Source organism: Algoriphagus marinus (assembly GCF_001936475.1).
GTDB lineage: Bacteria > Bacteroidota > Bacteroidia > Cytophagales > Cyclobacteriaceae > Algoriphagus > Algoriphagus marinus.
This window is the reverse complement of the sequence record NZ_MSPQ01000006.1, coordinates 222,801-234,879: the sequence shown is the minus strand read 5'-3', so window position 1 is coordinate 234,879 and position 12,079 is coordinate 222,801. Positions and strand designations below refer to the sequence as shown.

Genomic DNA, 12,079 nt, shown 5'->3' with positions numbered 1-12,079 from the left:
CAACGCGAGAATTATGGCAATTTTAACACAAGAAGAAGCGAAGAAAATTATAGATAAAGTTCTTTCTTACGCCAAAGCTGACGAAACAGAAGTCACGCTATCCGGGGGAAGAACTGGGAATATCCGTTATGCTCGTAACAATGTCAGCACCAGCGGAGAAACAAATGAAATCGGGCTGAATATCACTTCCGTTTACGGGAAAAAGTCTGGCTCATCAAGTATCAATGAACTTGATGATGAATCACTCCGAAAGGCTGTGGCAAGAGCAGAGGAAATCGCGATGCTGGCTCCGGAAAATCCGGAGTATATGCCTATGCTCGGACCTCAGGATTATCCGGAATCCAAAACTTTTGTGCAAAGCACAGATGATATCAATCCAGATTATCGGGCACAGATTGGTGCAGATAGCATGGGACCAAGCGGAGAGAAAAATCTTGTTGCAGCTGGATATTTGGAAGACTTTTCCGGATTTACAGCCATGGGAAATAGCAAAGGAATGTTTGGCTATAACAAGAGTACTTCCGTGGATTTCTCCGTGACCGTCCGAACAGCCGATGGATTAGGATCTGGTTATGCGATTCGTGATTACAATGACGTGAACTTATTAAACTCAAGGGAGGTCACCAATATTGCGATGCAAAAAGCGCAGGCTTCTGTCAATGCACAGGCAATCGAGCCCGGAAAATACACCGTAATCTTGGAGCCGACAGCAGCAGGAGATTTGATGGGTTTATTGACCCGAAGTCTGGATGCCAGAAGTGCAGATGAGGGCAGAAGCTTTATGAGCAAAAAGGGTGGAGGAACAAGAATTGGGGAGAAGCTATTTGATGAGCGTGTGAATATTTATTCAGACCCTTCAAATCCAATTATTCCGGGTGCTCCATGGGACAATGAGGGCTATCCACAAAAGCCAGTAAAATGGGTTGAAAACGGAGTGGTTAAAAACTTGTATTATTCCCGCTATTGGGCAGAAAAGCAAGGTGTTCAGCCAGTAGGTAGACCAAGTGGAGTGATCTTTGAAGGAGGGAATCAATCCCTGGCTGATATGATTAGCTCTACAGAAAGAGGGATTTTGGTGACGCGTTTCTGGTATATCCGAGGCGTAGATCCACAGACGCTTCTTTTCACGGGATTAACCAGAGATGGTACCTTTTACATCGAAAATGGAAAGATTAAGTTCCCTGTAAAGAACTTCCGATTCAACGAAAGCCCAATCATCATGCTCAATAATATTGAAGCCTTAGGGCAACAGCAGCGGGTTGGCGGTGACTTGATTCCGGCAATGAAAATCAGAGACTTTACATTTACAAGTTTGTCAGACGCAGTATAATTACAGTAAGCAGTATCCAATTTTCAGCGAGCAGATTCTTAACCTTTGAGGTCTTTTCCAGACCTCGAAGGTTTTATTTCAGCTAGAAGTGTGCAGTTTGCAATGGCGACTGCCGCCTGAAAACTGCCAGCTAAAAAAGATTGCTTCGGATTTGAAAGAGATGTAATGAATTTAGATTCTATCGCAATCCTCGCTCCCGACAGCTGTACAGGAGACGACTGCGTACTGCACACTGCAAACTGCCAACTGAGAACTTCCGACTGAAAACTGCCAACTGAATGAGTGATTTCTTCTTTACAAGATTAAAATACAACTCAGGAAACTGGGATACAGATCAGCGAATGCCATCGAATCTATTGAATTCACTGATCGAGTACACCACCATTCCCGTCGATCAGCAGGAGAAAGTGGTGGAGTTGAGTAGTGCGGAGATTTTCAAGAGTCCTTTTTGCTACCTCAGCGGGCATAAGCTCGTAGAGTTTTCCGCTGAGGAGCGAAAGAACTTTAAGACTTATGTCGAAAATGGAGGTTTTGTATTTGCGGACGACTGCAATCATGACATCGATGGACTTTTCGCTAAATCATTTGAAGCGGAAATGGCAAAGACATTTGGCGCAAATGCGCTACAAAAAATCCCAAATAACCATTCCATTTATACCGCATTCTTCAAATTTGAAGATGGCCCACCGGCTACTTCCTTTGAGCTCAACGGTTGGGGCGATGATCTGATTCACGATTACCTCAAAGCAGTAGTTATCAATGGTCGGATTGGCGTCTTATATAGCAATAAGGACTATGGATGTGAATGGGATTACGACTTTAGAAACAAACGATTTCTGAAGGAAGACAATACCAAATTTGGCGTCAACATCGTGGTTTACGCTTTAACTTATTGATTTTGGAAAAGGAAGAATTAGCTAATTATAAAGCGCTCGTCGATAAAATTCCTTTGTTGAAAAAGGAGATTGCAAAAACGATTGTCGGGCAGGAGGAAGTCATTGAGGAAATCATCATCACCCTTTTTGCAGGTGGACATTGCTTGCTAGAAGGAGTGCCGGGATTAGCAAAAACGCTGATGGTCAAGTCAATTTCTGAAGTGATGGAAATGAATTTCAAACGAATTCAGTTTACCCCCGATTTGATGCCTGGTGATATTTTGGGAACTGAGATTCTGGAAGAAGATCATGAGACTGGAAAGAAATTCTTCCAATTTAATCGAGGGCCAATCTTCGCCAATATGGTTTTGGCTGACGAAATCAACCGAACTCCACCCAAAACACAGGCAGCTTTGCTGGAAGCTATGCAAGAAAAGATGGTCACTTATGGAGGTCAGCATCATTCTTTACCTGATCCATTTTTGATCATTGCTACGCAAAATCCCATCGAGCAAGCAGGAACCTATCCACTTCCGGAGGCACAGCTGGATCGTTTTCTTTTGTATATCAAATTGGGCTATCCTTCGGAAAGGGAGGAATTGGAAGTTTTGGAAAAGACAACCGGAACATACCGAGCAAAGCCTGAGCTGGTTTTTACTACTTCTGAGATCAAAAAGCTTCAGCAACTTACGCGAGAAGTGCATATTGATTCAGAATTGCTTGCTAAAATCAATAGACTCATCCGATCTACGCGTCCTGCAGAATCCAATGTGGATGCGGTGAAAAGCTACGTGGAATGGGGAGCAGGAACACGGGCAGGTCAATCTCTCGTACTTTGTGCCAAAGCGCGTGCATTGGTGAAAGGTCGCTTTTCGGTGATTCCGGAGGATCTCGAGAAACTGGCATTTCCGGTATTGAGACATCGGCTTTCCCTACATTTCCGTGCTGAAGCAGAAAACATTTCACCTGACTTGATCATTCAGAAAATCCTGGAAGCCTCCCAAATTCATGCACGCCAGTAACCTTGAAATAGTACGGCTAAATAATTTAAAACTTGCTGCCAAGATTATCAGCGAGCAACTCAAGCATGGGGTACATTTTGGGAAACGGGTAGGTGTGGGGAGCGAGTTTGAGCAATATCGCTACTACGAACCAGGAGATGATCCAAAGCGGATCGACTGGAAGTATTTTTCCCGCTCAGGAAAGCATATGATCAAGGAGTCTCAAACTGAAAGTCACCTGAATATCCGGATTTTATTGGACCTTTCCGGCTCCATGAATTACGCTGAAAATGGAATTAAACGCCTGGATTATGCCAATAGTCTGATTGCCTCTTTGGCTTATTTGGGTAATCAGCAGGGGGATTCGCTTTCGTTTTTTACTTTTCAGGAAGGGAAAGTCACTCAAAAAGTTGCCCCGTCACCGAAAGCTTTTCAACGGATTATTTATCATTTGGAAGAGGAGAAAGCCGCGGGTAGCTGGCCAATAAGGCAACAAGATTTCCCGGAATTGAAATCCAAACAGAAGGAACTGATTATTTTCGTTTCGGATTTTTTGCAAAAGGAATCTGAGTGGATTGATATTGTGGAGCAAATGCGACATCCAAAAAAAGAGATTGTGTTATTTCAGATTTTGGGAGATCAAGAACTCAATTTTAATCAAAAAGGAAATTTGAAATTTTATGATTTGGAGAGCGATCAAGTAGTTACTCTAGATGGTGATTCTGTTCGTAGGAATTACCAGGTCGCAATTTCCGCTTATTTAGAAAAGCTTGAAAAGTCATTTCAGCATCCTCAGGTGCATTATTACCAAGTGAAACTATCGGACTCCATTTCTGAGGTGATCAGCCGATTTTTAGACGAGCGAAGTTTCTCATGAGTTTTCTGAATCCCATAGCGCTTTGGGGATTGTTGGCGATCAGCATTCCGATTTTGATCCACCTCTGGAATGGGAAGAAGGGGAAGACGATTGCCTGGGCTGCGATGGAATTTTTGAATGTCGATGAAAATCAGGTTTCCAAAGGATTCAAACTTGAAAATTGGCTGCTATTGGCACTTCGTATTTTGCTTATTGGTTTGTTGGTTCTCCTTTTAGCGCAGCTTTTTTGGATAGGTAATCCAACAACACAAGAAAAGAAAATCGCACATGTTCTGACTGGTGAAAAAGCCCTTTGGGAGGAGTTTCGATTTGAAATTCAGCAGGCAATTGAACGAGAAGAATTGGTGCTTTTGGCCGATAATCCTTCAAAAGAAATCACCACGCTTGATGCCCTTTTTGGCCTTGAAGATATTTCTAATTCCAATCTTCAAAGCACGTTGGATCAATTGCCGGAGGAGTTGGATTCGCTGATTTTGTATTTACCCAATTCAAACTTGGCACTTTCTTCTGATTTTTATTCGAGTCCAGTTTTACCAACTTTCCAGATTGGAGAAGCTTCCGCCGGGAGGTCCAAAACTCAATTCCTTAAAACTAGATTGAATCGAGTCTTCGCATTAAATGAGGCTGGGGTTTTAGACTCGGTTAATGTTGGTGAAGGAGAAAATCCAACTTTTGATTATTCTGAGAAGTCGATTCCTGTTCTGATTCAAAATTCAGAGAATGAAAGGCAATTTATAGAAGCTGCGTTATCATCCATTTCGGAAGTTTATGGATTCGAATTTCAGATAACCGAGAGTTTGGATTCAGCTGCTTTAGTATTTTCAAACAAAGCACTTGGAAAACTTGATCTTGAAAAGCTTTACTTTTTCTCGAATTTGATTGAATATCCTGAGTCTGAAAATCAAGTCATTTTTGCCAATTCACTGATTTTTGATGAATCTGAATTGATCCGAAACGGGCAATTGCCGGAATTGATTTTGGGGAAATTCTTAAATCATCTCGGCATAAATCAAAAATCAACGCCACTTAATTCAGAAAGGATTTCTGATCGGTTTTTGTTGAAGCCCAAAAATTCTAATCCTCAAAAAGCCAATCTCAACGAATGGCTGATGGCTTTGCTTTTGGGGACTTTGATGATCGAACGTTACTTAGCTTTCAAACAAGGAATTTGAAATCGCTGCAATCCCATATCGCCCGAATTGAAAAGCAAATCTTTGGTATGATTTTGCTTAAATCAGCATTGATTGGGTTGAGCTTTTTTGGCTTGTTTATGGTTTTAGAAACTTCTTTGACATGGGCGATTCTTCTTGGGAAACTGATCGCTATCCTGTCGTTTTATTTATTGGGTGGTTTTGCAAATCATCGAAAGGCCGCCATTTCCCATTTACATCAGCATACCAAAGGCTTGGAGTTCAGTCTTGAATTGTTGGATAAAATCGACTTGAATATTGCCGAGCAATTGCAATTGGATCGAGTCGAAGCTCAGATGAATGCCGATCCGGCAGGAATAGATTTCCGGAAAGTTGCCCCTTTCTTTTTGCTGCTTCTGTTACCCTTGCTTGTATTTGGAGTTTCCAAAATCATTCCTGAAAAGTCTTCACCTGAATCAATCCTGGAACGGAAAAACCGTATTTCTCTTCCGGATTCCTTGGAGGACCTGGCAGTTTCTTTGGAAGAAATCTCGATACGAATTAGTCCGCCTTCGTATTCCGGAATTCCTGAAAGCTCCCAAAGTTCACTTCAGATTACTGCATTGAAGGGTTCGAGACTTTCTTGGTCACTTCGCTTTTCCAATCCAGAGCTACAAGTTTTTCTGATCAATTCACTTCGGGATTCTTTAGCTTTTGAAAAAAGTACGACTGATTTTGCACTTTCGGATCAGTTGAATTCATCGGGGATTTATGCCATTCAGGCCTATAATGGCGATTTGTTGGTTTATGAATCTGCGTTTTTTCAGATTGAGGCAATTGAAGATTTAGCTCCAATTATTACCCCGTCAGAAAAGGAATTGTACGCCTACCACTTTCACAAAGACGGTTTGTCCAAAAAAGTGGAAGCTCAGCTCAGCGATGATTTTTTGGTCAAAGAAGTCTATCTAGTCGCCACCTTGGCTCGGGGCTCCGGGGAGAATGTGAAATTCCGGGAGACTCGAATTTCGATTCAACAAAAGAATTTCAAAGCCTCAAAAATCGACCTGAATCTGGATTTAAAAGCCTTGGATTTCAAGCCTGGTGATGAATTGTATTATTATTGGGCAGCGATAGACAACAGGCGACCCGAACCAAATTTTTCCAGATCGGATACTTATTTTCTGAATTTTGTGGATAGCACAGGAATGACTGAGGAACAAGTGATGGGAATGGCAATCCATGTGATGCCGGATTATTTCCGAAGTCAGCGACAGATTATTATTGATACGGAGAAGCTTATTGCTTCTAAAAAGTCTATTGCCGAGCGAGCTTTCAATGTCACTTCCAATGAAATAGGCTATGATCAAAAGTTGCTCCGCTTGCGCTATGGGCAATATTTAGGTGAGGAATTTGAGAACTCAGCTGGAGGAGGGACCATGGAACAAGAAGATCCGGAAGATTTGCTGGCAGGATTTCGACATGATCATGACCATGAAGATGAGGGGGCTGTTGGTCTGCCCAATCCGGTCGCCGAACCTGAAAAAATAGAAGTTCATGAAGAGCATTCAAACTCGGAAGACGGAGGACTTGGAGGGATTTTGGATTCCTATCTTCACAATCACGAGGATGAGGAAATGAATACGTTCTACGAGGCATCGACGAAAAATATGTTGAAAATGGCCTTAGAGCAAATGTGGCAATCAGAGCTTTATTTGAGACTTTTCGAACCGGAGAAAGCCTTGCCCTATCAAGAAAAAGCCTTAGAATACCTGAAAACCGTTCAGCAAAAATCACGGGTTTATGTAAAGCGAACAAACTACGATCCTCCCCCAATCAAAGAGGAAGAAAAGCGAATGTCCGGGAATTTAGAAAAAATAGATGCGGTGATCCTTAAAGAGCAGATTGCTAGGGAAAAGCAGTTGGCGCCATTGGCGGCAACTGTTTTGGGGATGCTTCCTCAAACCGAATTAAGAGCAGAAGATCAATTGAAAATCCAACGCTTAGGCCAGCTTTGGACCGAGCGGATACAGTATTCCGGTCTTTCGGAGTGGTCGGTTTTAATTCATTTGCAGGAATTGAGTACCGGAAGGCTAAGCGATGAAGGTAAGTCTGACTTGCTTAAAAAGCTCTATCCATTGGTAGCTAAGGATTCAAAGCTTGATGCTTCCTTTCAGGCAGAAAAAGAATTGCAACAGGCATTTTGGGCAAAACTAAGATGATGGATTTTGAACCGATTGTCTCCCCGCTTTTTACCTGGATTTTTGGAATAGGAATCAGTTTATTGCTGATTTTTCAAATCATTCGGATTCAGAGATCTGATTTCTCTTCCAAACGAAAAGGGATTAAACAGCTCTTGAATGCACTTTTGTTTTTTGCATTGCTGACTTTTATGCTGAATCCGGTTTGGAGTTCTGAGCAGATTTCAAGTCCTATTTTGCTTGTTTCCGAGGAGCTTGATAAAAGTGAAATAGACTTTTGGAAAGATAGCATAGGAGTAGAGAAGGTGATTTCGATTGATGATTTTCAATCCAATTCCGATTCGCTGATTCTTTTGGGAAAAAACTTTTCGAAGGATTTTCTTTATTCTATTCGTGCTAAATCTTTGGATTGGATTATCCCAAGTTCGACAACAGAACCTGAGTTTTTGGATTGGAAAGGAATTCTTTATCAAGGCGAGGTCCAGAAAATCCGATTGAAGATGGATTTAAGCACAGGTTCTACAATCTCGATTTTCCAAGAAGGAAACGAATTGGAAGAGATTGAAATTGACTCTGATCGTAACAGTTTGGAGTTGGATTTTCCCGTTTCCATTTTGGGGAGAAATGAACTAGAGCTGAGATTAGGAGAATTGGTTTTGGGCGAGATTCAGTTTTATGTTTTGCCCGCAGCGCGGCTTAGTTACCAAGTTCAAGTAGGCTTTCCTGGGCCTGAGATTCGAACGCTAAGTCGTTATTTGATTGGGAAAGGGGAACAAGTTCAGGAAGAAATTCGCCTTTCGAAAGATTCAGAGTTGTTGACAGGAAGCGGTCCGCTCGATTCCATTGATGTATTTGTCATTGATCCTTCACAACTCTCAAATACCAAAATCCAAAATCAAATCCGACGTGCAGCTTCCTTGCTTCTGCTTAATTTGAATGATCCTCAGAAAGAAATTGATATACTGAATAAGGTCTTCGAAACCAATTTTGAAGTTTTAAAAACCGGAACTGCGGAAAACCGAGAAATTATAGGTGGACTGGAGGCTTTACCCTTCACCTTCCAAGAAAAGATCTTGCAGGAAAGCCTTTTTGAAAATTCAATTGCTGCACAGCGAGTTGGAGATTCTAAAATAGTAACCAGTTTGCTGACTTCTACTTTCTCGATCACACAGGCCGGAGATTCGGCGAGTTACGATAAATTATGGGAAAAGATTCTTGGAGAACTACGGCCTGAAAATCAATCCAATTGGGGAGTTAGTGCGCCTGTTTTTTGGGGAGAATATGAGACCATTTCTCTTAATTCAAGTGATTCTGTTGATAATCTGATCTTCGGAAAAGACACCCTTTCAATAAGTCAGTCTCTGGTAAATCCAAAAACTAAAACTTTGGACTTTGTCTCTCTGGATTCCGGATGGGTAAAACTTGGGGAGATAGGAGAGGTATATATTTCAGGGATGAATGATTGGCCTAGTATTTTAGCACAGCAAAAAAGAGCAGCTTTTCTCAAATCTCAGTCTTGGATTTCCTCCTCTTCAGTAATTAATTCCAGTAAATATCCTATTCCATTTTGGGCCTGGGGACTTATTCTACTCTTCCTGCTTACCTTAATTTGGCTGGAGCCAAAGCTTTGGGATTGATAGGGTTTTTCAAAGAATTTATTTGTGGATTACCTGAAATTCAGCGTGAAAACTGTTCGCTCATTTGGGATTGATATCACTTGAAGACTTCCTCGGTGGAGATTCATTATCTGTCTTGAAATGGCTAACCCAATCCCGGATCCTGTTTTCTTGGTAGTATAGAAAGGTACAAAAATCCGCTCAAGTGCCTCAGGAACTATCCCTGGGCCATGATCTTCCACTTGAATAATCGATCCGAGATCGCCTTGAGAAATGGCTCTCAAAAATATAATCCGATTGGCCTGGTTAGTCAGAGATTCTGATGCGTTTTTGATCAGGTTGATTAGGATCATCATGATCTGATCTGGATCGCAATGAATCTCCAATGTTCCTGGTTGGATCTCGCTTTGAACCTCTACCTCATTGGCTTTTAAGTCCTCCTTCATCAGATTAAGCACTTTTTCGAAAAGACCTTGAATATTAACCAGTTCCTTTTCCGGCAATGGAATATTCGTGTAGTCCCGGTAAGCATTTACAAAACTCACCAAACCTTTACTTCGGTTTGCGATAGTATCCAAACCTTCTTGAATATCCTGGAAACCGTCTCTTTTAATTAAAAATCCTTCTTGCTGCACGTAGCTATCTTCATCTAGAATAGTCCGAAGCGATTCCACCAAACTTGAGATTGGCGTGATCGAATTCATGATTTCATGGCGAAGTACTTTGGTGAGATTCTGCCAAGCTTCGAGTTCATTCGATTGTAGTTCGGCGTTGATGTTTTGTAGTGAAAGCAAAGTCCAGCTTTGGCCTCCCATCTTAAGAGAAGTGGATTGTATGATTAGATGGAGGTTTGAATTTACTTTTTGAGAAATCCGCTGTCCGGGTTTCATATCCATTACTTCTTTGAGAAGTTGGGTTGAGAGCTTACCTAAATCTGAGATATCCCGGAATTGAGGAATCTGGAGCAAGTGTTTTGCCGCATTATTTATTACTCCAATTTTCCCCTCCGAATTGAAGGAAATAATACCTGTATTGATATGTTGAATAATGACTTGAAGGAAAAGCATTTGCTCTTCTTTTTCTGCTCGGGTCTTTTTGAAGACATCCATCACCTCATTGAAGGCTACGTTGACCTCTCGAAAAGAACCTCCCATCTGAGAATCCGAAGTGAAGGAACTCGAGAAATCATTGTATCGAATGGAGTCGAGAAAACGGGCAAGCTTATGATTGACAGAATTGACATAATAGATCAATTCCCCAATTTGAATGAAAGCGACTAAGCCCAAAATCGCCGGTGCCAGCCAAAGCTCTTGTCGATAATACAGCCAAAGACCAAGGTAAAGGCATAGAATAATCAGGATCAGGCGAATGGCTACGCCAATGGAAAACCGCCTATAAACCATATTTCTCCAGTCTTCGGTAAAGAGATGATCGCGTCAATCCCAATTCTTCAGCGGCTCTAGTGATATGCCCATTATGCTTTTGTAATGCTTTCCGGATCAGAATTCGTTCCACATCTTCAATATTCAAATGCTCCAGATTTACTGATTCTTCAGATTTTTCATGATTTTGGATTTTCTGTAAGAAAAGATCCTCAGGTTGCAAAACATTATGATTGCTCATAATTACAGCTCGCTCAATGCTATGCTGAAGTTCTCGGATATTTCCCGGCCAATGGTATTTCGACATCCGCTTGATCAGTGGTTCCGACGCCTTTCGAATATCTTTATTATACTTTTTAGAATAGTAGGCGATAAAATGATCAGCCAAAAGTGGAATGTCCTCGATCCGTTCCCTGAGGGGAGGAAGTTGGATTTCGATGGTATTGATTCGATATAATAAATCCTGCCGGAAGGTATTGTCATAGACCATGTTATGAATCGGCATATTCGTAGCCGAAATCAATCGAATATTTACTTCTACTGGCCGATTTGCACCCACTCTCGTGACTTCTCTATTTTGTAAAGCTGCTAATAATTTGGCCTGAAGTGGCAAAGGTAGATTTCCGATTTCATCCAGGAAAAGTGTGCCTTTATGCGCCTGCTCAAAGCGACCGGCACGATCTTCTTTGGCGTCCGTGAAAGCACCTTTTTTATGTCCGAAAAGCTCGGATTCAAACAGCGTCTGCGTAATCGAGCCCAGATCCACTCCAACGAATGCTTCCCGACTTCGCTTGGAATGTCGGTGAATAGCTCTTGCAATTAATTCCTTACCGGTACCATTTTCTCCTAGAATCAAGACGTTAGCATCGGTGACGGCCACACGTTCGATAGTTTCAAAAACCTTTTGCATGGATGCACTTTGACCGATAATATCCTTGAATTTATTGTCGATATCCTGCTGCATGGTGGCTTTTTGATCTTTTAGCAGATCTACCTCCAGCTTTTTTCTCCGGAGTTGAAGGGCGGAATTGAGTGTAGCGAGCAGTCGCTCATTTTCCCAAGGCTTCAACACAAAGTCTGTCGCACCTTCTTTGATGGCTTTGACTGCGAGATTCACATCTCCATAGGCAGTGATCAATACCACCACAGCTGATGGATCCAATTCCAAAATCCGATCCAACCAATAGAAACCTTCTTGACCCGAACTCACATCTTTGGTGAAGTTCATGTCCAGTAAGATCACGTCATAGTTTTCATTATGAGTCAGGATAGGGAGTAGATCAGGGTTGGTTTCTGTATCTACCTGTGCGAAATGCCGCTTCAGAAAAATTTTAGCTGCCTTTAGCAAATCTTCATTATCGTCAATGATTAAGATTTTCCCGATTCGTTGCTCGTTCATAGTAAATGATTTTTTTCCTTGGGGAAATATATCCCGGATTCGATTTCCTGTTGTTCCAAAAGCATACCGAAAAACAATTGCACTTTAAAATGGATAAAATATGTCATTTTCGGACGATTTGAGCAGATTTTGGCTATTATAAATCTTCAATTAAGTTAAGGGAAAAATATCCGACTTTGATAGCTTTTGTTCGCTTTCGGACGAAAATGTTCGCGTTAAGGAATCTCGTTTTTGTTGAAATCACCCAAAGAAGCATCCAACGGCTATTTTT

At 41.6% G+C, this 12,079-nt stretch carries 9 protein-coding genes; 7 read left to right on the top strand and 2 right to left on the bottom strand.

What is annotated here, in order from left to right:
* The first annotated feature begins 13 nt into the window (after nucleotides 1-13).
* From BVC88_RS11470 to BVC88_RS11440, 7 genes are all read left to right on the top strand, one after another.
* Complete coding sequence (locus BVC88_RS11470) at nucleotides 14-1,330, top strand: TldD/PmbA family protein (protein ID WP_075350821.1); 1,317 nt, start codon at nucleotides 14-16, stop codon at nucleotides 1,328-1,330.
* Between the two features lie 278 nt (nucleotides 1,331-1,608).
* Complete coding sequence (locus tag BVC88_RS11465; protein ID WP_075350820.1) at nucleotides 1,609-2,226, top strand: DUF4159 domain-containing protein; 618 nt, start codon at nucleotides 1,609-1,611, stop codon at nucleotides 2,224-2,226.
* 2 nt (nucleotides 2,227-2,228) lie between these two features.
* Nucleotides 2,229-3,227 (top strand): AAA family ATPase, encoded by a 999-nt coding sequence (locus tag BVC88_RS11460; RefSeq protein ID WP_075350953.1) that lies wholly within the window; start codon nucleotides 2,229-2,231, stop codon nucleotides 3,225-3,227.
* Nucleotides 3,214-4,083, top strand: a complete 870-nt coding sequence (locus BVC88_RS11455; protein ID WP_075350819.1) for a DUF58 domain-containing protein — start codon at nucleotides 3,214-3,216, stop codon at nucleotides 4,081-4,083. Before BVC88_RS11460 ends, BVC88_RS11455 begins: the two co-directional genes overlap by 14 nt.
* Nucleotides 4,080-5,255 carry a BatA domain-containing protein gene (locus BVC88_RS11450; protein WP_075350818.1) on the top strand — a complete coding sequence of 392 codons (1,176 nt, stop codon included), beginning with the start codon at nucleotides 4,080-4,082 and terminating at the stop codon, nucleotides 5,253-5,255. The genes BVC88_RS11455 and BVC88_RS11450 overlap by 4 nt, the downstream gene beginning before the upstream one ends.
* Entirely contained in the window at nucleotides 5,186-7,432 is a 2,247-nt protein-coding gene (locus BVC88_RS11445) for a hypothetical protein (protein WP_083639078.1), read from the top strand. Before BVC88_RS11450 ends, BVC88_RS11445 begins: the two co-directional genes overlap by 70 nt.
* Nucleotides 7,429-9,048 (top strand): hypothetical protein, encoded by a 1,620-nt coding sequence (locus tag BVC88_RS11440; protein ID WP_075350817.1) that lies wholly within the window; start codon nucleotides 7,429-7,431, stop codon nucleotides 9,046-9,048. The genes BVC88_RS11445 and BVC88_RS11440 overlap by 4 nt, the downstream gene beginning before the upstream one ends.
* A gap of 29 nt (nucleotides 9,049-9,077) precedes the next feature.
* Here the strand turns inward: BVC88_RS11440 and BVC88_RS11435 are convergent, their stop codons facing one another.
* Nucleotides 9,078-10,430, bottom strand: coding sequence for a sensor histidine kinase (locus BVC88_RS11435; protein ID WP_075350816.1), 1,353 nt, complete (start codon nucleotides 10,428-10,430; stop codon nucleotides 9,078-9,080).
* Nucleotides 10,420-11,808, bottom strand: a complete 1,389-nt coding sequence (locus BVC88_RS11430) for a sigma-54-dependent transcriptional regulator (RefSeq protein ID WP_075350815.1) — start codon at nucleotides 11,806-11,808, stop codon at nucleotides 10,420-10,422. Before BVC88_RS11430 ends, BVC88_RS11435 begins: the two co-directional genes overlap by 11 nt.
* Nucleotides 11,809-12,079 lie beyond the last annotated feature (271 nt).

Excerpts from the sequence above, each read along its gene's own strand:
- BVC88_RS11430 (WP_075350815.1), bottom strand. The coding sequence starts at position 11,808 with ATGAACGAGCAACGAATCGGGAAAATCTTAATCATTGACGATAATGAA.
- BVC88_RS11465 (WP_075350820.1), top strand. The coding sequence starts at position 1,609 with ATGAGTGATTTCTTCTTTACAAGATTAAAATACAACTCAGGAAACTGG.
- BVC88_RS11435 (WP_075350816.1), bottom strand. The coding sequence starts at position 10,430 with ATGGTTTATAGGCGGTTTTCCATTGGCGTAGCCATTCGCCTGATCCTG.
- BVC88_RS11445 (WP_083639078.1), top strand. The coding sequence starts at position 5,186 with ATGGCTGATGGCTTTGCTTTTGGGGACTTTGATGATCGAACGTTACTT.
- BVC88_RS11440 (WP_075350817.1), top strand. The coding sequence starts at position 7,429 with ATGATGGATTTTGAACCGATTGTCTCCCCGCTTTTTACCTGGATTTTT.
- BVC88_RS11450 (WP_075350818.1), top strand. The coding sequence starts at position 4,080 with ATGAGTTTTCTGAATCCCATAGCGCTTTGGGGATTGTTGGCGATCAGC.
- BVC88_RS11455 (WP_075350819.1), top strand. The coding sequence starts at position 3,214 with ATGCACGCCAGTAACCTTGAAATAGTACGGCTAAATAATTTAAAACTT.
- BVC88_RS11470 (WP_075350821.1), top strand. The coding sequence starts at position 14 with ATGGCAATTTTAACACAAGAAGAAGCGAAGAAAATTATAGATAAAGTT.